14 protein-coding genes are annotated in these 22,400 nt (G+C 58.4%); 11 read left to right on the top strand and 3 right to left on the bottom strand.

What is annotated here, in order from left to right; all coding sequences use genetic code 11:
• Positions 1-25: 25 nt before the first annotated feature.
• From ACI3KQ_RS02995 to ACI3KQ_RS02965, 7 genes are all read left to right on the top strand, one after another.
• Positions 26-970 carry an alpha/beta hydrolase gene (locus tag ACI3KQ_RS02995; RefSeq protein ID WP_404954645.1) on the top strand — a complete coding sequence of 315 codons (945 nt, stop codon included), beginning with the start codon at positions 26-28 and terminating at the stop codon, positions 968-970.
• Positions 971-1,059: 89 nt separating this feature from the next.
• On the top strand, positions 1,060-2,733 hold the full coding sequence (locus ACI3KQ_RS02990; RefSeq protein ID WP_404954643.1) for an AMP-binding protein: 1,674 nt from the start codon (positions 1,060-1,062) through the stop codon (positions 2,731-2,733).
• Positions 2,734-2,788: 55 nt separating this feature from the next.
• Entirely contained in the window at positions 2,789-3,550 is a 762-nt protein-coding gene (locus ACI3KQ_RS02985; protein WP_404954641.1) for an SDR family NAD(P)-dependent oxidoreductase, read from the top strand.
• Positions 3,551-3,839: 289 nt separating this feature from the next.
• Complete coding sequence (locus ACI3KQ_RS02980; RefSeq protein ID WP_404954639.1) at positions 3,840-6,227, top strand: TonB-dependent receptor; 2,388 nt, start codon at positions 3,840-3,842, stop codon at positions 6,225-6,227.
• Between the two features lie 158 nt (positions 6,228-6,385).
• A complete protein-coding gene (locus tag ACI3KQ_RS02975) occupies positions 6,386-7,651 on the top strand; it encodes an MFS transporter (RefSeq protein ID WP_404954637.1) in 1,266 nt (421 codons plus the stop codon).
• Positions 7,652-7,727: 76 nt separating this feature from the next.
• Positions 7,728-9,413, top strand: coding sequence for a long-chain fatty acid--CoA ligase (locus ACI3KQ_RS02970; RefSeq protein WP_404954636.1), 1,686 nt, complete (start codon positions 7,728-7,730; stop codon positions 9,411-9,413).
• A 101-nt stretch (positions 9,414-9,514) separates the two neighbouring features.
• Positions 9,515-10,699 (top strand): acetyl-CoA C-acyltransferase, encoded by a 1,185-nt coding sequence (locus ACI3KQ_RS02965; protein WP_404954634.1) that lies wholly within the window; start codon positions 9,515-9,517, stop codon positions 10,697-10,699.
• Positions 10,700-10,815: 116 nt separating this feature from the next.
• On the opposite strand, the gene ACI3KQ_RS02960 is transcribed toward ACI3KQ_RS02965, so the two are convergent.
• Positions 10,816-11,610: an alpha/beta hydrolase gene (locus ACI3KQ_RS02960; RefSeq protein WP_404954632.1), complete on the bottom strand. Its 795-nt coding sequence runs from the start codon at positions 11,608-11,610 to the stop codon at positions 10,816-10,818.
• A 451-nt stretch (positions 11,611-12,061) separates the two neighbouring features.
• Between ACI3KQ_RS02960 and ACI3KQ_RS02955 the strand changes: the two genes are divergently transcribed.
• From ACI3KQ_RS02955 to ACI3KQ_RS02940, 4 genes are all read left to right on the top strand, one after another.
• Positions 12,062-14,332, top strand: a complete 2,271-nt coding sequence (locus ACI3KQ_RS02955; protein ID WP_404954630.1) for a TonB-dependent receptor — start codon at positions 12,062-12,064, stop codon at positions 14,330-14,332.
• 261 nt (positions 14,333-14,593) lie between these two features.
• Positions 14,594-15,190: a TetR/AcrR family transcriptional regulator gene (locus tag ACI3KQ_RS02950; protein ID WP_404954629.1), complete on the top strand. Its 597-nt coding sequence runs from the start codon at positions 14,594-14,596 to the stop codon at positions 15,188-15,190.
• 308 nt (positions 15,191-15,498) lie between these two features.
• Positions 15,499-17,796, top strand: a complete 2,298-nt coding sequence (locus tag ACI3KQ_RS02945) for a TonB-dependent receptor (protein WP_404954627.1) — start codon at positions 15,499-15,501, stop codon at positions 17,794-17,796.
• 23 nt (positions 17,797-17,819) lie between these two features.
• Positions 17,820-19,568, top strand: a complete 1,749-nt coding sequence (locus tag ACI3KQ_RS02940) for a hypothetical protein (RefSeq protein ID WP_404954626.1) — start codon at positions 17,820-17,822, stop codon at positions 19,566-19,568.
• A 49-nt stretch (positions 19,569-19,617) separates the two neighbouring features.
• On the opposite strand, the gene ACI3KQ_RS02935 is transcribed toward ACI3KQ_RS02940, so the two are convergent.
• On the bottom strand, positions 19,618-21,072 hold the full coding sequence (locus ACI3KQ_RS02935) for an NAD-dependent succinate-semialdehyde dehydrogenase (RefSeq protein WP_404954624.1): 1,455 nt from the start codon (positions 21,070-21,072) through the stop codon (positions 19,618-19,620).
• A complete protein-coding gene (gene gabT, locus ACI3KQ_RS02930; protein ID WP_404954622.1) occupies positions 21,069-22,355 on the bottom strand; it encodes a 4-aminobutyrate--2-oxoglutarate transaminase in 1,287 nt (428 codons plus the stop codon). The genes ACI3KQ_RS02935 and gabT overlap by 4 nt, the downstream gene beginning before the upstream one ends.
• Positions 22,356-22,400: the final 45 nt, after the last annotated feature.

Raw genomic sequence — 22,400 nt, 5'->3', positions numbered from 1 at the left:
CAAAAAAGATCAAGGAGATACTGATATGGCGTTAGATCCAGTACTGCAGCAGATCATCGCACAGCTTCCGGTGCCCACGTCCGACAAGATCGACCATGAAGTCATGCGCCGTGATATGGATGCCATGATCGCGATTTTTCATGGGCCGGACGGTCCCATTGAGGTCGGATCGGTCGAGAATATGAATATTGCAGGCGATGGCGGGCCGGTGCCGCTTCGCATCATACGCCCTCTGACTGCTCCTACAGGAACCATGCATCTGCTGCACGGCGGCGGCTGGGCATTTGGTAGCATTGAATTCATAGAGCCGCTGGCGCGGCGGCTCGCGAGGGACCTTTCGATGGTCGTAGTGGCGAGCGGATATCGTCTCGCTCCTGAAAATCCCTTTCCCGCGGGGTTCAACGATTGTCTTGCCGCTGCGCGCTGGACGATGGAGCATGCTGCTGAGCTCGGTGGCGCGGGGAACCCGACCGTGATTGCTGGAGAGAGCGCCGGAGGGAACCTGGCGGCGGCAGTGGCCCTGGCGCTGGCTGAGGAAGGGCGCGGGAATTTCGACGCCCAACTGTTGTTCTTCCCGGCGGTTGATCTGCGAGAAGAAGCAGCGAACTATCCGTCCCGTATCGCCAATGCGGATCCGACCTTGCGTACTGAGATTCTGCCTCAACTCGTGCGCGACTATTGCGGTGCGCACAATCCGGCAGATCCCCATATATCGCCGCTTATGTCAGGACAGCTGGATACAGTACCGCCTGCGGTCATCGTCGTGCTGGAGGTCGATCCGCTCCGCGATGAAGCCGTTGCCTATGCCGATCGGCTGAGAGAGGCGGGTGTCGATGTCGAATTGGTGAGGTTCGATAATCTGACCCATGGTTTTAACAATTTGTGCGCGCTGGTGCCAGCTGCGACCGAGGCCACAGAGGTGGTTGAGCAGCGCCTCATGACTTTGTTGGCCCGAAACATTCGGGACTGAAGCTCGGCGAAGTCATCGGCAACACGGAAAGTGGAGCGGGGAGGACTGATACCGAAGAGTATAAATTTTGTTCGTTGAGGAGGTCCATCATGGACGACGTGGCGCAATCCAGCATCCAGACTGGCGGCACTGATTTTACGTTCGATGTATCGCAGGCAATGGCTATCCTGGATTTTGACGAGACGGGCCATACCAATGCGGCGGTGATATGTTGCGACCGGCACGCGGCGGACAAATCGCGGGTCGCGTTGCGCCATCGCGGGATCGATGGCGTCACGCAGGAGTGGACGTTCGCTCGGCTGGCCCATGACAGTGGGCGGCTCGCGGCTGCGCTGGCGTCTTTGGGTGTGACAAGAGGCGACCGAGTGGCCGGACTGCTGCCGCGCTCGCCAGAACTGCTGATCCTGATCCTGGCGACCTGGCGGCTTGGGGCAGTCTACCAGCCTTTGTTCACGGCCTTCGGCTCCAAAGCGATCGAATATCGTCTGGAAACCGCCAACACCCGCGTGATCGTGGCGGACCAGGATAATCTTCCGAAGATTGCCGATGTTCCTTCATCGATTGAGCAGATCGTCGTCTCCTCTGGCGAAGCAGGTGCCAACCGCGACTTCTGGCGCATGATCGAGGATGAGGAGGACGGTCATCCTGCCGTGCCCTGCGGGCTGGACGACCCCTTTCTCATCATGTTCACATCTGGAACGACGGGTCCCGCCAAGCCGCTGCTGGTGCCGGTAAGGGCGATCGCTGCCTTTGCCGCCTATATGCGCGATGCGGTGGGGCTGCGGCCTGAAGACCGGTTCTGGAACTTCGCCGATCCGGGCTGGGCCTATGGCCTCTATTACGCCGTGACCGGTCCATTGGCGCTCGGCATCACGACGACGTTCAACCAGCGCGGCTTCGATGTCGATGACGCTTATGACACGATCGCAGACCTTGGCATCACCAATGTCGCAGGGTCGCCGACGGCCTACCGCCTGCTGTTGGCAGGCGGACCTGAAAAGGCAGCGCGGATCAAAGGTCAGCTTCGCGCCGTCAGCAGCGCGGGTGAACCGCTCAATCCCGAGATCATTCGCTGGTTCGACGAGCATCTCAATGCGCCGATCTACGATCATTATGGCCAGACCGAAGTAGGCATGGTGCTGTGCAACCATCATGGGATCAATCATCCGATCCACATCGGGTCCGCCGGGTTCGCGTCACCGGGGCATCGCGTCGTCGTCTGTTCGCCAGAGGGCGAGGAGCTGCGTCAAGGAGAGCCGGGCATCCTCGCGCTGGACCGCAAGGCGTCACCGATGATGTGGTTTTCCGGCTATCTGGGCCGGGAAACCGCGGCGTTCGTCGGCGACTATTATTTGAGCGGCGACACAGTCGAGCAGAATGAAGACGGAAGCATTTCCTTCATTGGGCGGGCCGATGACGTCATCACGACCTCGGGCTATCGCGTCGGGCCATTCGATGTGGAAAGCGCTCTGCTGGAACATGATGCGGTGATGGAATCCGCCGTGATTGGGAAGCCCGATCCCGAACGAACCGAGATCATCAAAGCGTTTATCGTCCTCAATCAGGGCTACAGTGCGGAAGATCCCGATCTGGCGTCTTCGATCCAGCGCTACGTCAAAACGCGGTTGTCCGCCCACGCCTATCCGCGCGAAATAGCCTTTGTGCCGTCCTTGCCCAAGACGCCGAGCGGCAAACTCCAGCGTTTCCTGCTCCGGAATGAGGAAATCGCCAAGCAGCGGGATGCAGAACAGTCAAATCGCTGACGTCGCCGGATTGGGCGGGGCACACGCCTAACGAACGATAGAAGAAAGATTGATTATGGACATCAATGGAATGGCTGCCGTCGTCACCGGCGGGGCGTCCGGCTTGGGCAAGGCGACGGCGCAGATGTTGGCGGAGCACGGCGCCAAGGTCGCGATTTTCGATTTGAACGAGGGCGCTGGTCGGGCAACTGCCGAGGCATTGGGCGGCATTTTCATCGCAGCTAACATCGCCGATGACGCCAGCGTTACGGCTGGTCTGGAAGCCGCCGAGCGTGCGCATGGCGTCGCGCGCATCCTCGTCAACTGTGCTGGCATCGCTCCGGCGGTGAAGACAGTGGGCAAGAATAACGAGCCGCATCCGCTGGACAGCTTTGTGAAGACGGTGACGGTCAACCTGATCGGCAGCTTCAATGCCATCGCCAAATTCTCCGCCCGGCTCGCTGCGGCGGACGAGATTGACGGCGAAAGAGGCGTCATCGTCAACACCGCGTCGGTCGCCGCCTATGACGGGCAGATCGGGCAAGCAGCTTATGGCGCGTCGAAAGGCGGGGTGGTCGGCATGACCCTTCCGATCGCGCGCGACCTGGCCCAGCATAAGATCCGCGTGATGACTATTGCGCCGGGCATCTTCCTGACGCCGATGCTGGAATCCTTTCCTCAGACCGTTCAGGATGCACTTGGCGCACAGGTGCCGCACCCCAGTCGCTTGGGCAAGCCGACGGAATATGCTCAGCTGGTGGAAAGCATTATTCGTAATCCCATGCTGAACGGCGAAGTGATCCGCCTGGATGGTGCGATTCGTATGACGCCACGCTAATCTGAATTATCCGGGTGCGATGTAGAAGCGTGCACGATTGAGCGGTTCCGTTCGATCGGCAGCCTTCATGGGAAAAGTGGGAAATTTTTAGGTCTAACCGGGACGAGTTGCACCCCATTAACCCGCCGATTCCAATGACGAACGACAATGGCGAAATGGAATTTTCCGCCCGACAATTGATGTCAATATTCCAATATATTTATTTACAGATCATATATTCTATTATAAGGCGGTTGGAACGGGCGTTCGCTGCCGGCCAGTTCGACCGCCCCTGATAAGGAGAGATAAGATGCGCATGAGGGGTTGTTTATTGGGCAGCGTCGCGAGCCTGGCCGCGCTACCCGCCATTTCGACATATGCACAGGCGCAGGACGCCTTGCCCGAATCCGCTGTGCAAGCCGAACAGTCGGCTGCCGCGTCAGCCAATTCAGCGCCAACAGGCGCGCAGCTTGACTCATCGGGCCAGGGGTTGAAGGACATTGTCGTGACAGCTCGCCGCCGGAGCGAGAGCGCGCAGACGGTGCCAGTCGCTGTCAGCGTCGCATCGGCTGAATCGCTGGAACAACATCAGGTTCTCAACGCCTACCAATTGGTCAATCTGACCCCTAGTTTGCAAACCCGGTCGACCAACCAGCAGGCTGGCGCGGTAAACTTCACCATTCGTGGTGTCGGTACATCCGTCTTCGGACCCCAGGTCGAGCAAAGCGTTGGCATTGTGATCGATGATGTCGTCATGAGCCGCCCTCAGCTTGGGAACATCCAGTTCTTCGACCTCGAGCGCGTTGAGGTTCTACGCGGCCCGCAAGGTATGCTGTTCGGCAAGAACGCAGCAGCGGGCCTGATCAACATTGTTACAGCGCAACCGCGACTGAATCAGTCCGAGTTTCTCGCAAATGTTCTTTATGGTAACACTACGGCGCCCGGAAACGGCAACGTTGCTACTTTGCAAGTTGCGGGCAACACGCCGCTGAGCTCCAACGCCGCGCTCCGGCTTTCCGCCTTCGTGACGCGCCAGGACGCCTTCGTGAAGGACATAGCGCTTCGGCAAAATCTCGGAAACACTGCCTATGGCGGTCGTCTAAAGCTTCTTTGGGAACCGAGCGACGCGTTGCGTCTGACACTTGCCGGTGACTATCAGCGCTCCAACGGGCCAGGTGAAGGCGTGCTCGTGCGGCGATTCAGCGCACCTGGCGGATTGATCGAGGCCGTCGATGCGTCGAACGGCATCGTTGCATCGCCCAGAAACACGACCATGGCGACGGATGTCAGAAACGAGAATGACTCTACCGTCTATGGCGTATCGCTCAAAGCGGAATGGGATATTGGCGGCGGATATACATTGACCAATGTCCTTGCGCATCGCCGTTCACGCATGCGTACGTCCATCGACACCGATACTACCACCGCTGATCTTTTCAACACCAATACGGGCGGGCTTACCCGTCGCCAGACAACGGAAGAGTTGCGGCTGACGTCGCCAAGCGAGGGACGCTTCAGCTATCAGCTTGGCTTTTTCTACCTGGACCTGCTCGCTCGCGAATATTTGTTGCAAGGTGCAAACCTCGGCATTCCGATCATTGTTCCGGGGCTTTCGAACTTCGGAGGTTATGCCGACGGTAATTCTCCGACGAAAAGCTATGCGGGATTTTTCGAAGGACAATATAAGCTCAGCGACAATCTACGCGTGACTGCAGGTGCCCGCTACACGCATGATGACATTCGTTATCATATCAGTCTTTCAAGTCCGGCATCGGTCATCGGGCTTTATGGACCTGCATTCTCCCTCGATCGCCGGGTCAAGGAGAATAACCTCTCATATCGCCTGGGACTGGACTATAGCATCAGTCCGGATGTGCTCGCCTACGCTACATATACTCGGGGGTATAAGGGTCCAACCTTCGATCAACTTTCCGGGTCTCCCGTGAACCCTGAAATTCCTAAAAGTTTCGAAGTTGGTGTGAAGTCAACGCTGTTCGACCGCAAGCTCCGTCTTAACCTCGCAATATTCGACACGACGTTTAGCGGTTTTCAGACCCAGGCACAGCGGCCGGGAACTGCAGCAGGGTTCACGACGCTTAACGCTGGCAAGCTGAAGTCCCGCGGTGTGGAACTGGAATTCACGGCTCTCCCGTTTGAAGGGCTGACGATCAGCGGCGGCACCACATATAATGATACCGAATATCGGAACCTGTCGGGCGTGCCCTGCTATACTGGGCAGCCCGCGGGAACCAGCGGCACCAATGTCTGCTTGCCAAATGGCACGACAGATGTGAGCGGAAACCAACTCGAGAACGCGCCGAAATGGACCTCAACGATCACAGCCCGTTACGAGCATCCCGTTTCCAGTAACTGGGTGGGGTTCCTGCAAGGGGACGTGTATCATCGCAGCGCCTTCAGCTTCAGCCAGACGCGTGACCCACGCCTTAGGGTCCGTGCGAACGCCATCGCTGGCTTGTCAGCGGGTGTGCATACAGCGGATGACAAGCTTTCAATCGCTGCCTTTGTCCGCAATCTGTTCGACAAGCGGGTCCCCAGCTATATTTTCGCTGATCCGGTGTCTGCCTTCTATGTCGGTCCTACAGGGCAGAGCGACGCGGCTCTTGGCGGCGATTATTGGCAAAGCTTTGGGCCAAACTCCTTCCGGACTGTCGGGGTGAGTTTGAACTATAAAATGTAAGTTGATGCCGAAGCCATTCGAAAGAGGATGGGAAATGCAGCGGGTCCCTCAGCCAAGCGGCTGAGGGGCCGTCTTGATGAGCTGCTAAAAACGGCATGCGAAGAAAATCTTGGACATATTGGCAGCGCTTATAGTTGCCCGATGGAAGGATGCCCGCAGTGGCTATCGAAGGAAGCGGATCAAGCTTAGTCAGTCCTGGATTCTCAAGAATGCGGAGTACGCGACGTCTTGCGGTTCTGCTTTTCCTTGCATACGCATCGCTGATCGCTGTTTTTCAGGGCATCCTGAACGTCCTGCTTCCGCTGGTCGTTGCAAGGCTTGCTCCTGACGCCAAGGTGGGCACCTTGGCATTCCTCTCCACCGGCGCGGCGATCGCAGCTGTCATCGCCCTTTTTGCTGGAGGCGCGGTATCGGATCGCACCAGGTCCCGTTGGGGTAAGCGCACGCCCTCCCTCCTGATTGCCCTGTTGGCGAGCATTGCGCTCATGCCTCTGGTTGGAGGCGCGACCTCTCTTCTGCAACTGACAGTCTTGCTGCCTCTCTTGTGGTTCACGCTCAACTATTACCAGTCTGTGCTGCTTGCTGCCTTGCCTGACCGAATTCCCGCGCACGAGTTGAGCTTTGCGTCGGCCGCAATTGGATTGGGCGCTCCTGTAGGGATTTTCGCAGGCATCAACATCGCCACAATGGCTGCCAATATAATGACGGGCTATATATTTCTTGCGATCCCGCTGACCATCCTGACATTCGTTCTGATCGTGTTGGAGCCGGAAGACTCGTCTCTTGAAGAGCCGGTGAAAGAGCGACAAAACTTCAGCTGGAAAAGCTGTTATGCTCAATTTGGAAGCTTCGCACATCGCAACTATTCGCTCGCAGCGATATCGAGGGCGCTGCTCTTCCTCTGTTACTTCAGCGTGACCGGCTATATATTTTACCTGCTTCAAGACTATGTGGGACAGGAGCAACTTCCATACCAAAGCATCAACGCGGGCATGAGCATCTTCTCCAGCGTGATGACCGCCGCTTGGCTTCTGGTCACTGTCCTCACAGGGTGGCTCTCTGGCCGCTTACCGCGAACCGTGCTGATTGTCGCCACAGTGTCGATCCTTGCGGGCGTCGTGACGTTGCTGCCAGCTCTTTCCAATAGCTGGATCATGTTCCTTATTTTCGGTCTTGGAACGGGCATCATGTTTGGCAGCTATTTTGTCCTGGACCTGAAGCTTGCTACCCTCGTGCTGCCTGACGAAAAGACCGCAGGCAGGGACTTTGGCATTCTGCTCGCCGCTGGTTCGGCGCCCGGCGTAGTGGCCCCGGCAGTGGCAGGCGCCATCATTGCCGTGAGCGGCTATCCGGCTCTCTTCCTCTTTGGTGCGGGCGTGGCTTTTATTGGCGGCCTGTGCGTGGCGTTCATCAGGCTTCGGTGATGCCGCAGGCGCGCTTCAGGTCGACCTGATCCCTGGTACGAAAGTTACAAGATTTCCTTTTTGTAAGGCGGTGATCATGACAGGAGAACAAGTGACCCGCCGAGCGGAAGAAGAGGCTCCGTCGGCTTATGCATTTCCGCTCCTGCTGAAGCATTTGCTGGCGTCAGGGGTTGCACGCGCTCCCGAGCAGGAGATCGTCTACCGCGATATCGCACGGTTCGATTATCAAACGCTTGCCAAACGTGTAGCCAAATTGGCCAACAGTCTTTCAGACCTTGGGATCGGCGTCGGCGACACGGTGGGTGTGCTCGATTGGGACAGCAACCGCTATCTGGAAAGCTACTTTGCCATTCCCGGCATCGGAGCGGTGCTGCACATGGTGAACATTCGCCTGTCTCCCGAACAGATATTGTACACAATTAATCACGCGCGCGACGGTGCTCTTCTCGTCCATGCCGATTTCCTTCCAATGCTTGAAGGCATATGGGACCGTATCGAAAATGTTCGTGTTGTCATCGTCTTGACCGACATGGACGAAATTCCGGCGACTGCATTGCCTATCAAGGCGGAATATGAAGCTATGCTGTCCATGGCGGCAAGCGAATATCTCTTTCCAGATTTTGATGAAAATATGCGCGCCACGACCTTTTATACAACAGGCACCACCGGCCTGCCCAAGGGCGTGTTCTTCAGCCATCGCCAACTCGTCCTTCATTCCCTCGTGCTGGCCGGATCCATGGCAGCTGCTCCGGTTCAAGGCCGCCTGCATCGTAGCGACATATATATGCCGATCACCCCGATGTTCCACGTACATGCTTGGGGATTGCCATTCATCGCAACGATGCTGGGATTGAAGCAAGTTTATCCGGGGCGCTATGCTCCCGCATCCCTGCTCGCGCTGCAACAGGCCGAGGGCGTTACCTTTTCGCATTGCGTGCCGACCTTGCTCCAGATGCTGCTGACGTCTGCCGAAGCGACCGACATCGACCTCACGGGCTGGAAGATCGTCATCGGCGGGGCTGCACTGCCCAAGGCCCTCGTTCATTCTGCGCTTGAGCGGGGTATCGACATCTTTGCAGGCTATGGCATGTCTGAAACTTGCCCGGTCCTCAGCATAGCAGAGCTGACGGAGGAGCAATTGGCGGACGAGTCCGCGCAAATGGTGGAAGCACGCACGCGTGCGGGAAGGCCGGTGCCGCTCGTCGATCTGCGCATCGTCGACGCGGAAATGAAACCGCTTCCACGCGACGGGAAAAGTGCCGGAGAAATCGTCGTGCGGGCTCCCTGGCTGACGCAAGCCTATTCAGGCGATCCGGCATCTTCTGCGATGCTATGGGAAGGGGGATATCTGCATACGGGCGATGTCGGCGTGCTCCACCCTGATGGGACGTTGCAGATCACCGATCGTGTCAAGGATTTGATCAAGACGGGAGGAGAATGGATATCTTCTCTGGAAATCGAAGATCTTATTTCTCAACTTGAAGGTGTCAGCGAGGTGGCGGTGATCGCCGTACCTGATCTCAGGTGGGGTGAGCGTCCGCTCGCGGTCGTTGTGCGGAAAGCCGGTTTTGAATCGCTGACGGAAGCCATGGTCAAAGCGCACATCAAGACATTTTGCGAACGCGGTCAAATCTCGAAATGGGCGGTGCCTGAGCGGGTGATGTTCCAAAGCTCGCTGGAGAAGACGAGCGTAGGTAAATTGGACAAGAAGAAGCTTCGAGAACAATATTGTGCTCCAGCACTATCCAATCATTCCGGTTGATGGAAGGGAAGATCTGGGTTTGGTATTGCAATATATATCACAATTTCTTGCTCTTGTCAGATTTAGGAAGACATAGAGCGACGCCGCAGAAGGAATGAATCATGTCAAACGACCCGGTCGTTATCGCGAGTTACGCCCGGACGCCTATGGGCGGTTTTCAAGGTGTTTTATCGCCGCTGAAGGCCACAGCGCTTGGCGCATGCGCCGTCAAGGCTGCTGTAGAGCGCGCAGGAGTGGTGGCAGATGCAATCGGCCGCATTTATATGGGCTGCGTGTTGCCCGCAGGATTAGGGCAGGCGCCCGCTCGGCAGGCTGCGCTGGCTGCCGGTCTTGGCCTTAATACGCAGGCTACCACTGTCAATAAGATGTGTGGTTCAGGTATGCAGGCGGCGATCATGGCCCATGAAGCATTGAGCAGCGGCGCGGCCAACATTATCATCGCGGGCGGGATGGAAAGCATGACCAACGCGCCCTATGCGCTACCCAAGCATCGATCCGGCGCGCGCATCGGTCATGACCGGATTATCGACACGATGATGATGGATGGCCTCGAAGATGCTTATCAGCCCGGCAAGGCGATGGGCGTCTTTGCCGAAGAAGCCGCGCGTGACTATCAATTCTCTCGCACTGATCAGGATGATTATGCCCTGCGTTCTCTATCTCGCGCTAATCAAGCGATCCGCAGCGGCGCCTTTGTCCGAGAAATCACGCCGGTTGCGGTGCTTGGCCGCAGCGGAGAGACATTGGTCGATACCGATGAACAGCCCGGAAAGGCACGGCCTGACAAAATTCCCACGCTGAGGCCCGCCTTCAGTAAGGATGGCACGATCACCGCCGCCAACGCATCTTCCATTTCGGACGGCGCGGCTGCGATCGTCATGACCCGGCGAAGCATTGCGGACAAACTTGGCCTTCCCGTTATAGCCCGCGTCGCTGCAACGGCGGCTCATGCCCATGAACCGGCGCGCTTCGCCACCGCACCCGTGCCCGCCATGCGCAAGGTGATGGCGGCCGCAGGCTGGGCCGTGGATGATGTTGATTTGTTCGAGATCAACGAAGCGTTCGCGGTGGTGGCGATGATCGCCGCCAAGGATTTGGACATTCCGGGGGACAAGCTGAACGTGAACGGGGGTGCCACCGCGCTTGGTCATCCGATCGGTGCATCAGGTGCGCGCATTCTGGCGACACTGCTTGGCGCCTTGCAGCATCGCGGCCTCCGGCGCGGGGTCGCCAGCCTGTGTATTGGCGGTGGCGAGGCAACGGCGATGGCGATCGAACTGCTGTGAATTGCGCTGACTTAGGAAGTCTCAATCTTGAGGCCCTGCTGAGCCACTATGCGGGGGGCGTCGCGCACGCGCTGGCGCGACACCCCTCTCATTTCGAAAAAACGCCGGAGTTGAGATCATTTTGCAGGCATATCCAACAAACCACGGTCTTTCATCCAGGCGAGCATCTCCTCTGCCCATATGCCCGCAGCCGCAGTCTTCGCGTTCATTCCGAAGCCATGCCCGCCGGTCTCATAAAAGTGAGCTTCGATCGGACGCTTGGCCGCTCGCCACGAATTAAGAAGGCCAAGTTGGCCCCGTGCGACGATGGGATCGTCCAGCGCCAAGGCGAGGAAAAGCGGCGGTGCATCTGCCGGAACGGCAATTGCTTCGGGCGAACCGTAGATTGGGACAATGAAGTCCGGACGATCCGCCTTTTCAGGTGCCAGACCAACCCCCATGGTCAAAACCGCACCAGCGGAAAAGCCCAAGAACCCAACGCGCTGGCGATTGATGCCCCAAGTTGCGGCGCGGCTACGAACCAGCTTAAGTGCGGCCAGCCCATCTTCAAGAGCCGCACGGGGAAGCGCAGGCGCAGTCCGGGGAAAATTGGAGGGGTCGGTCATTTGCTTCGCCGCTTGCATCATCATGGAATCGAACGCCCTGGCGTCGCGCGGCGTGCCCTCGGTGCGATATTTGAGCACAAAAGCGGCGATGCCGTGCGCTGCCAACCATCGCGCAGCGTCATATCCTTCATTATCGATAGATAGATATTTAAATGCGCCGCCGGGTGCTACAATCACGGCAGCGCCCGTTGCCTTGCCAGCGGGCGGGAGCACGGGCGTTAGCGTCGCTCTGGACACATTGCGCACGCCGCGCACACCGAACACCATGCCCCGTTGCTCAGTGTCGGTGCCGGACGAAGTACCCAAGGGGATCTCGCCGGATGTTTCCCGACCATGAATGTCCGTTGCCTCAGGAGATCTATGCGGCTGATGTTGGGCTAAGGCCGGGGCGCCGCTCCCAACCATGGCTATGAATAGGGAGATCAACGCGGGAGGACGCTTCATCATTTTCTCCTAAGCAAGAAGGCCTGAGAATATAGGAAGCGGCTTCCGTGCGGAAGATATGTTCCATAGACTGAGATAAAAATATATATATTCACCATTCGTGCCTCTCGGAAGAGGGTTGCCGCAATCGCCGCCACCCTCCGCCCTCCCATCTTGATACGGAACCGCAATGGCCGATCAGAAGGTAAGGCGCTGATTAAAAAGAAGAATATTTCAAATCAGCAGTCCTTGGAAATTCCATGTTGCAACATGAATTGACGTAATCATCGTTCTAGTCCATATTCAGTCAATAGAAATAAGAAGGAGGAGGGGTATGGTGAACGTGAGAGGAGTTTTGCGCGCGGCGCTTCTAAGTGGCGCGGCATTTCCCCTGGTTGCCCCAGCCGCCGCTCAAGGCGTGGACCAAAAAGTCTTGCCTCCCGAGGCTCAGACTGCGGCGGTCGGCGAAATCATTGTCACCGCGACGCGGCGTGCCGAGCGCCTTCAGGACGTCCCGATTTCAGTCACAGCGGTTCGAGGCGAGGAGTTGGCGCGTCAAGGCGTGAACGATCCCGATCGGTTGTCAGCGGTTTCGCCAAGCTTGCAGACGCAAAATGGCGGGGCCAAATCGCAGGGTAGCAATTTCTCCATTCGCGGTGTCGGGACAACCAGCTTCCAACGCACCATCGACAGCAGCGTGGCATTAGTCATCGATGACGTAGCTCTGGCGCGAACGGAAATGGGCGTCGTCAACTTCTCTGACGTAAGCCAGGTTGAGGTCCTCAATGGCCCCCAAGGCATGCTTTTCGGACGAAATGCATCAGCTGGCCTGGTTCACATCCGCACGAATGATCCAGTCATTGGTGAGGTGAGCGCGCGCGTGAACTCGGAATATAGCGACCTTCATACGGGGAATGACACGCATCAGTTCCGCGTCAATGGCATATTGAATCTGCCAGTTTCGTCCGATGCCGCCGTTCGCTTGAATGCATATTACCGAGACAATTCTCCTATTCTCAAAAATGTAGTCCCTAATCCACATCTGGATCTTGGCCTGCGCCAGATCGGCGGGTCCGGCAAGCTTCTTTGGAAACCGAACGATCGATTGTCGATCTATATCGGTGGTGACTATATGAGTTCCAAGGGGCTCAACACCGGTGCATCATCGATCAGATCAGTATCGCCCGCCAATCCCATCGCTCCCATCCTTGCCTCGGCGGGAATTGAACCCGGGCCAGGCAATACCCGCGTCAGTTTTGACACCGCGTCATTTGAAAATTCGAAAGTGGGGGGCGCGCAGATCAAGGTCGAATATGATCTTGGAGACGATATTCAGCTGACCAACATAGCCGCGGCCCGCTTCTATAAGGTGGATGTGGAGTTCGACCCTGATTTTCTTCCAGTTCCTTTACTCGACAGGTTTACGGAACCTAAGAAGTTTCGGCAGTTCTCGGACGAACTGCGGGTTGCTTCGACGGGCGGAGGGCCGATCGACTATCAATTTGGCCTCTATGTGCTGAATGCGCGTATTCGCCAGTCGAACTTCATCACGGGCAATCTGGGATCGACGCCGCCGCCCGGCATTCCTTATCTACTCGGTAACTCAGTGAATCAGGTCCAAAATCTGCGCAGCTATGCAGGCTTCGGTCAGGTCACTGGCAAGATGACGGAAAAGCTACGGCTTATTGGTGGTGCTCGGCTGACCTACGACGAAGTGGACATCCAATATTCTTCAGACGGATTGGGCGCGCCCATCCAGATCATTCCTGTCGCGGACACACCCATCGTCGAGAGACATAATACTGACTTTTCTTGGCGGGGCACGCTGCAATATGATGTGTCGCGTGACAACATGGTCTATGCTACCGCATCGAGAGGATATAAGGGACCTGGATTTGCCCAATTCTCGACAATCTATGTGCGTCCGGAGATTTCCCGCCATTATGAGCTGGGTCTAAAATCCCAGTTCTTCGACAAGCGGGTTACATTCAATGCCGCGTTATATCATACGTCGTTCCGTGATTTTCAAGCGCAAGCGTTCGACCCAGGAACACTGTCTATATTTGTACAGAACGCAGGCGAACTGGTAACAAAAGGCTTTGAACTTCAAATTGCGGCGCAACCGATTGACGGGCTAACCATCTCAGGTGGCCTTTCTCATGCCAATGCGAGGTTCAAGGAATTCAAGGGCGACATATGCTATGCTGGCCAGCCAGACTGTGTTGGCGGGGTGACAGATTCGAGCGGACGTCGTCTGCCCAACGCGCCAGCTTGGACTGGATTGGCAAGTATTCGCTACGAACGGCCCGTCAGCGCAAATCTGGTAGCGAGTATCGGCAGTTCGCTCTACTCCCGTTCTGCAGTCAACTACTCGTCAAATGGGGATCCGGCAACGAGGCAGGAGGGTTATACAACGGTCGACTTCGACTTGGGCCTTAGGGCTGCTGATAGCAAGTGGCGCTTTAGTGTCTTCTGCCGCAATTGCACCGATAGGCGCTTCGTTGGGTATATCCAGGGCGCCCCTCTCACTGGGGGTGTCTACACGCAGCAGTTCACCTACGGGTCATTCAGATCGATCGGACTATCAGCCGAGATGAACTTCTAGGAAAGTCAGTTTTTCCCCAAATCCTCAGCAGGGACCGATGGGCCCGGCTTCCGTCAGGGAGCCGGGCGCATGCTGACGCCGTTCCAATGCCGTGCTGAAAAGGTCTGCTTTCGTCGGAACCGCCCATTCACATGTCCGACAGCAACGTTCCTGTCATTGTCGCCCCGGTCATTTGCACTAACCGGCTTAGAACGCGCTTAAACATCAACGTTGCGCGCCTTGCGACCGGGCCATAATAGCAGGTCAGCGGGAGCAGCGGTTGTGAGACGGAAGACAGAGGCTAAGCGCACACAGATACTCGAAGGCGCTGCACGCGTCTTCGAACAGCGGGGGTATCACGGCACCACGCTCAACGACGTCGCCCGTGAAGTCGGCTGCTCCAAAGTCACGATCTACAATTATTTTGAATCGCGTGAGGATTTGCTGAAGGCCATCATCGTGCAGGGGTCCCGCCCCACGATGGACTATCTGGCGACCGCTCTCCAGGGCGAAGGTAGTTTGATCGATCGACTTAAGACATTCGCCCGCACTTACCTTATTCTCGTCATGAATGATTACTCTCTGGCGATGATGCGGCTCATGATCGCGGAGAGTGCGAACCATAAGTTTTCCCAGATATTCGCGGATGGGAGCGAGCATGACATCTGGCAGCATGTCAGACTTGCCATCGAAGGCTGGACGCGGGGCTGCTCACCCTCTGTCGATGCAGGTGAACTGTCCAAAACCTTACGCTCACTTCTGCACGGTGGCTCGCATTTTCAATGCCTGATCGGCGCTCAGGCAACGCCGCAGATAGACGCGCTGCTCGCCGAGGCCGACACCGCAGTCGACCTCATCTCGACCCGCCTGAACGTTTAGAGCGCGCTGCGTTTAATCGGACGCAGATCGCGCGCTCTAGTTTTTTTGTTATCGCGTCGTTTTAAGCGCAAAACCGGTTCCCACTTTTGCGCACGATGCTCTAATTCCTCCTACAAAAAGCCTCTTGACCGCGCTTCCTTAAACTGTACTCATGGGTTCATAATAGAACAGTTCAGAGAGGATGCGTTGGGATGATCTTTTCACCGTAGCTGCACTCCCCAGCCAAGTTTACTTCTTTTGCAACGGTAAACGCACCGGCGGACATCGACCGGTGATCGGGCCACTGTGCCCGGAACAGGGGGGATTATATGCGCTTCAATCGTATCTCGCTTCTTTGCTCAGCGGCCACCGGCGCCCTCATCCTGGCCTTGCCGGTAGCACCCGCCTATGCGCAGTCCGAAAGTGGCGCCGCGGTGGTGACGGCCGATATCATCGTCACGGCACAAAAGCGTGAAGAGCGGCTTACCGACGTGCCGCAGTCGATCAACGTAGTGACCGGGCAGGACATAGAGCGCTTCAATCTGACCAACTTCTCTGACATCCAGAAGCTTGTACCCGGCCTCGATGTCAGCGGTGGCACCGTTTCCCTGCGAGGCGTCAAGTTCAACACGTTGACGCTGACCCGACCGACCGTGGATGTCTACTTCAATGAGGTGGTGTCCGAACGCGCCGCGCAGATCCAGGCGCAATATGACGTCGGCCAGATCGAAGTCCTGCGCGGCCCGCAGGGGACTCTGCGGGCGGGTACAGGACCGTCGGGTGCAATCCTTATCGCCTCCCGCCGCCCCCTGCTCGACCGCGCCGATGGCTATGCCATGGCAAGCTATACCGATCTGGATGCCCTGAACATCCAGGGTGCGGTATCGATGCCTATCGTCGAGGGTTCGCTCGCCCTGCGCGTCGCGGGCCTGTACGAAAAAGGGCGCGGCGCGGACATCCGCAACGTCGTAAACGGACAGCGCGACCGGTCCAGGACCAGCAGTGGGCGTGCCAGCCTGACGTGGCAGCCCAATCCCGACCTGCGTTTTGACCTTGTTCATCAGCGCCTGCAAAGCCGGGGCATATCTAGCGCCCAGGTCGAAGGATCAGGTGAATTTGGAACGTTCAGCGCCTCTGATCGCGCATCGGTCGCTGACCTTGCGGGCAGGGTCGAGACCGACACGCAGATCACGACCCTCAACGCGGTCTGGGACTTTGCAGGCCACCGGCTAAGCTATACCGGCGGTCATTCCAAGGCGCGTTTCGGCACTACATCGGATAGCGACTCGGGGAACGCCTTGCTAACCACGCCCTTCGGCCGGATACCCATCGCACTGTACACGGACACGATATCAGATCAGCGCGACTGGACGCATGAAGCGCGTATCGAACGAACCGGCGACAATTTCTGGAACTATCGTCTGGGCATTTTCCGCCGGAGCGTCGAGCAGAACGTCAATGTCCTGATCGACTTCACCGGTGCCAATGGCGACTGCCGGACAACGCCGGGGCCGCTCGCCGCTTTCGGGCTGCCCTGTACCTTTGTCGATACCTCTGGCTCTCCATCGCAAATCGAAATGGGCTATTTCATGACCCATACCCTCAACCTGTCGCCTCATGACAAGGTCGAAGTCGGAGTAAGGCGTGCAGTCACGGACTCGGCAAAGGCCTGGACCGGCAGCGCGAGCTACACGCATAAGTTCAACGAGAGCCTGACGGCTTATGCGAATTGGGGGCGTGCTTTCCGGCCGGGCGGAGACGAGGAATATCTGGTCCTGTCCAATCCCCAGATCCCGGCGACCGAGTTCGGATACGATGCGGAAACGTCCAACTCCTTTGAAGTCGGTTTCAAGGGTTTGTTCTTCGACGAAAAACTCAGCATTGCTGCAGCAGTCTTCTATCAGAAGTTCAACGGCTATATTTCCAACGTCCAGGGCATCGTCTGCACCGGCAATCCCGCCGGCGTAGGGCTGATCCCAGGAACGGTCTTCGCGACGCAAGACGGCCTGCCGCCAAATGGCACCAACCCTTGCGGGACGGGATCGCTTGGTCCGACCTTCAACGGCGATGCAAGCGCGCGCGGCGTCGAATTCGATGCGCGCCTGGCGATGGCAAAGGGCTGGATGTCGCAACTGACTGTCAGCTACGCCAATGCCCATTTCGACGACGCAGAAATCCCGTGCAACGATTTCAATGGTGATGGCGAGGCTGACTCCCAAGGAATTCCTGCGGTGCAGGCAGGCCGCTACTTCAGCCGTTGCACGTCACGCGCATCCTTGGGCGGTTTGCCGAAATGGCAAGTGAGCGCCAACACGGAATATACCGCTGCCCTGTCGGGCGGCCTGGATGGCTTCGTGCGGCTGCTGGCCGATTACTCGCCAGCCGCCCGCGAGCCTGCTGATGGACGCCGCGTTCCATCTTCCTTCCAGATCGACATGTTCGCCGGTTTGCGTCTCGACAAGGCGAACGCCTCCATCGAACTCTTCGCCCGCAATCTCCTCAACGAACGGAAAAGGATGCCGGGCGGTGGCGAAATCTACAGCCTGTTCGGGGCGCCGACCGGATATTTTCCGGTGAGCATCGGACGCGGCCGCGAAGTCGGCGTACTTGGGCGGGTGTCCTTCTAATGGCCTTCATAGGACGACAAATAATGCGTGGTTCAATCTCGTCACTCGCCTTCTTGCTGATGATCGGCGGTGTCCAGCCCGGCCAAGCAGCCGCGAGCGTCGGGGCGGGGGCTACGTTGACCGTCAACGATGCCGATGGCCTTGGCCGGGTCGGCGACAAACGCCTCTCGCTGGCCGAAGCCATCCGCCTGGCGAATGGCAGCCTGACCCTTACGCAATTGAGCAAGGCCGAGCGGCGGCAGGTGCGGGGATCGCCTGGGCCTGCGGCTGCTGATCTCATCCGCTTTTCCGTGCGGGGCGATGCCGTTCGCCTTCCGGTTCAGATATTGGCCAAACCCGATCAGCCGTTCGCTCCTTTGATCGTCAACAGCCTGATGCCGATACTGCGGGACAATGATGGCGACACGATCGGCGGAAGGGGCGTGAAACTCACCAACGGCGCAGATGACATGCGCGACACGGTGAACGCTGCCCCCCTTTTCAAAGGCGCGCCGATCGGCGGACTTGGCCTTGTCGTGGAAAGCGCCAATGTCACCATCAAGGACGTGGCGTTCGAGCGGTTTGCGACGCCGCTTTCCTTCAGGCCCGCCGCTGGTAAAACGGTGCTCTCCGGCATGCGCGTGACCGGCAACAAATTTCATAATGGAGGCGGCATCACCTTCAGCGCGGTCACTACCGCAGGGGAGCGTGGCACGCTCCGCGACCTTGTCATCAGCGACAATGATTTCCGCGGGCCGCGTCAGTTCGGCGAGGAATTTCCCAGCATGCTGCACAGCGCCATGTCGATCGTGGGCGTCGACAACGGCGTCAAGGACACCAGCGCCTCCGCTCCCGACGGCGTGATCGAAGATGTGACGATTGCTCGCAACAGCGTCAAGGACTTTGCAGGCGGAGTGCATGTCATGCCGCTGCAGACGGTGTTCGCGCCCAATCGGGGCGCCCGGCTGTCGCGCCTGACCGTAGCTGGCAACGACATCGCGCTGCTCGACGAAGCGACGGACCCCGCCATCTACCTCTGGGGCGCGGTTGCCGTGAACGGCCATGCATCGGACGTATCCGTCTCTGATGTACTGGTCGAAGGCAACAAGGTCGTCGGCAACGGCTTCATTGTCTTCATCGCGGGCGTGGAAGCCTTGATGGGGGGTAAGCAGCCTCCCCGCAACATCCACATGAAGGGCATCCGTGTGCGGGGCAACCAGATCAGCCCACGCAAAAGCTGTTCCGTCGGCATCGCCACCATCGGCGGGTTCCCAGAGATGAATGGGCCGCCGGTGACGGAAATTTCCGTTAGTGACGTCGAAGTGTCCGGCAACACGGTCGCAGGGTGCGCAACGGGGCTGCTGGCCTCTCCCGTGGTCAACGTCGGCGCGCCGGGGAAAAGTACCGGCAACATGGTTCGCGGCATCAAATATGACGGAAACACCATCACGGGTGCAAAGACCGGCATATTGGTGGCCGGTGGAGCATTGATCGCGGCTGGCGAAGTCAGCGGCTCGGCCGATATCGTGCGCAACCATGTCCACGACGTTCAGGTTATGCGCAACAGCATCGATGCCAACCAGGCTGGCATATTAATCGCTGGCGGCTATGTCGCGAGCAAGGTGAAGGGTCATGTGACCGACAATGAAGTCCAGATCACCCGGATTGCTGACAACAAAGGCACAGGCGCTACTCCCCTGTGTCGGGTGGCCGACCAGTTCACCCACGGGGCCGCTCAAGCAGAGGTCCATGGCAATCACGTCATCGCGCAAGGAACCAGTTGTGGGCGATAGGGACTGGCCCGCAGCCGGACGCCCGGCGCCTGCTTCATTTAACCAGGTCTCATAAGCCCGTGCAGATCAACTTCAATTCGATATAGTCATCAACGCCCCAGTGGGAGCCTTCGCGCCCAAGGCCTGATTCCTTGACGCCGCCGAAAGGCGCGACCTCCGTGGAGATCAGTCCGCTGTTAAGGCCGACCATTCCATATTCCAGCGCTTCCGAAACGCGGATGCTCCGACCCAGATCCCGCGTGTAGACGTAGCTGGCAAGGCCAGCCGGAGTGTCGTTGGCCATCGCGATCGCTTCAGCCTCGCTTTGGAACCGTACCAGACCGGCAACCGGGCCGAAGGTTTCCTCCTTGCAAAGCAGCGCGTCGGCGGAAACATTCGCCAATACCGTGGGAAGGAAGAAATTGCCTTCGCCCTTAATCGCGTGACCGCCTGTCAGGATATGCGCCCCACGCGCCACGGCGTCGTCGACATGGGCCGATGCCTTGGCCACTGCCCGCCCGTCGATCAGCGGCCCTTGGTCCGTGGGTCCGCTCATGCCCGCGCCTACCACGAACTGGTTGACCCGTTCGGCCAGGCGCGTCGCAAAGGCGTCGAAAATCCCATCCTGAACCAGAAAGCGGTTCGCGCAGACGCAGGTTTGGCCGGTGTTACGAAATTTCGACATCAGGGCGCCTTCAACCGCGCTTTCGACATCGGCGTCATCAAAGACGATGAAGGGCGCGTTGCCGCCGAGTTCCAGGGAAACACGCTTCACTGTCGACATGCAGCGTGCCGCCAGCATTTTGCCCACGCCCGTCGAACCCGTGAAGGTGAATTTTCGCACTCGCGGGTCCGTGGTCAGGATTTCCCCGATCGGTGCTGCATCGCCGGTCACGACGTTGAATATCCCGGCGGGCACCCCGGCCTCTTCCGCCAACACGGCGAGCGCCAGTGCCGAAAAAGGCGTGAGTTCGGAGGGCTTGAGCACCATCGAGCAACCGGCGGCCAAAGCGGGTCCGGCCTTCCGGGTGATCATCGCCAGGGGGAAGTTCCAGGGCGTGACGGCGGCGACGACGCCAACGGGTTCCTTGCGCACGGCAAGACGGCGATCGGAGGCGTGGGGCTGGATCAGTTCGCCATTGATCCGGCGCGCTTCCTCCGCGAACCATTCCAGAAAAGAGGCTGCATAGGCGACCTCGCCTTTGGCCTCGGCAAAAGGCTTGCCCTGCTCCAGCGTCAAAATTGTCGCCAGATCGTCCTGGTGCGTGAGCATCAGCTCACCCCAGCGCCGCAATATGGCGCCGCGCGCTTTTGCAGCCAGCTTGCGCCAATCGACCTGAGCCCGCCAGGCGGAAGCAACCGCCTGTTTTGCTTCGTCCGCGCCCAAATTGGGCACAGCCCCCAGTTCAGAGCCGTCTGCGGGATTGGTGACGGCGATCTTCGCCGTCCCCTCGACCCACTGCCCGTCGATGAAAGCCGCTTCCTTAAGCAAGTCCGGTCGAGAGAGAGTGTGAGGGAAGGTCACGCCGCCTCCCTCGCGACAGCTGTCAGTGCCTTCTCCAGAATATTCAGGCCTTGTTCCAATGTTTCGTCCTCGACAGTCAGCGGCATCAATATTCTTATAGCCTGACCGGACTGGCCGCAGCTTAGCAATATCAGCCCATGTTCGAGCGCGCGAGAGCAGACACGCTTTGCCTCAACGCCGTCGGGCTGGCCATGTTCATCGACGATGTCAAAGGCAATCATCGCTCCGGGGCCGCGCAGGCCGGTGATCTTCACCAGATTCTTGTTCTCAGCGAACTGCGTAATCCGTTCGCGAATTCTGTGGCCGATAACATTGGCGCGGTCGAGGAGGCGTTCATCCTCGATCACATCCAGCACGGCCAAGGCTGCGGCCAGCCCGACGGGCGAGCCGCCATAGGTGCCTCCCAGACCGCCTGGGCCGATGACGTCCATCACATCAGCGCGCCCTATGACCCCGGAAATCGGAAAGCCGCCGCCCAGCGACTTCGCGACGGTAAGGAGGTCGGGCTTGATCGGCATATGTTCGATGCCGAACATCTTCCCCGTTCGCCCGAAGCCCGTCTGAACCTCGTCCGCGATCACCAATATGCCGTGACGACGACGGATATCATCAAGCGCCTGGAAAAATTCAGGCGGCGGGCTGTGGAAACCGCCTTCGCCCTGAACCGGCTCGATAATGAAAGCCGCGATGCGCTCTGGTTCGATGTCGGCCGCAAACAGGAAGTTGAGAGCCTTTAGCGTTTCCTCAATGCTGACTCCGGTGGTCGGGCTGGGATAAGGGATATGGTAGATTTCCCCCGGAAAGGGTCCAAGGCCCCTTTTGTAGGGCGAAACCTTGCCGGTCATGGCGGACGTCAGCAGGGTCCGGCCATGGAAGCCGCCCGCAAAGGCGATGATGCCGGGGCGGCCGGTGGCGGCGCGTGCGATCTTGACTGCGTTTTCCGTCGCTTCCGCGCCGGTCGTGAAAAAGATGGTTTTGGCATCGCCATCGACGGGCGCCAAAGCGTTCAGCCGCTCAGCCAATTCGATATAAGGCGGATAGGCAACCACCTGAAATGCCGTGTGCGTATATTTGTCGATCTGGTCGCGAACCGCCGCGATCACCCTGGGGTGGCGATGGCCGACGTTGAGAACCGCGATCCCACCCGCAAAATCGATATAGGCATTGCCTTCGACATCCCAGATGGTGGCGTTCTCGGCCCTGCTGGCGATAATATTGGTGGCGGTGGCGACGCCCTGCGGAATGGCTTCCTTGCGACGGGCGTTATATTCGGCGTTCCGCATCTGACGACCTTCATTGATTTCTGGAATCTGTCCTTATGCTGACAC

The sequence above is a fragment of the Sphingobium sp. ZW T5_29 genome (assembly GCF_044987515.1).
Classification (GTDB): domain Bacteria; phylum Pseudomonadota; class Alphaproteobacteria; order Sphingomonadales; family Sphingomonadaceae; genus Sphingobium.
This window is presented reverse-complemented; position numbering and strand designations above follow the sequence as displayed.

Excerpts from the sequence above, each read along its gene's own strand:
- ACI3KQ_RS02970 (WP_404954636.1), top strand. The coding sequence starts at position 7,728 with ATGACAGGAGAACAAGTGACCCGCCGAGCGGAAGAAGAGGCTCCGTCG.
- ACI3KQ_RS02945 (WP_404954627.1), top strand. The coding sequence starts at position 15,499 with ATGCGCTTCAATCGTATCTCGCTTCTTTGCTCAGCGGCCACCGGCGCC.
- ACI3KQ_RS02980 (WP_404954639.1), top strand. The coding sequence starts at position 3,840 with ATGCGCATGAGGGGTTGTTTATTGGGCAGCGTCGCGAGCCTGGCCGCG.
- ACI3KQ_RS02940 (WP_404954626.1), top strand. The coding sequence starts at position 17,820 with ATGCGTGGTTCAATCTCGTCACTCGCCTTCTTGCTGATGATCGGCGGT.
- ACI3KQ_RS02965 (WP_404954634.1), top strand. The coding sequence starts at position 9,515 with ATGTCAAACGACCCGGTCGTTATCGCGAGTTACGCCCGGACGCCTATG.
- ACI3KQ_RS02995 (WP_404954645.1), top strand. The coding sequence starts at position 26 with ATGGCGTTAGATCCAGTACTGCAGCAGATCATCGCACAGCTTCCGGTG.
- ACI3KQ_RS02985 (WP_404954641.1), top strand. The coding sequence starts at position 2,789 with ATGGACATCAATGGAATGGCTGCCGTCGTCACCGGCGGGGCGTCCGGC.
- ACI3KQ_RS02990 (WP_404954643.1), top strand. The coding sequence starts at position 1,060 with ATGGACGACGTGGCGCAATCCAGCATCCAGACTGGCGGCACTGATTTT.
- gabT (WP_404954622.1), bottom strand. The coding sequence starts at position 22,355 with ATGCGGAACGCCGAATATAACGCCCGTCGCAAGGAAGCCATTCCGCAG.
- ACI3KQ_RS02955 (WP_404954630.1), top strand. The coding sequence starts at position 12,062 with ATGGTGAACGTGAGAGGAGTTTTGCGCGCGGCGCTTCTAAGTGGCGCG.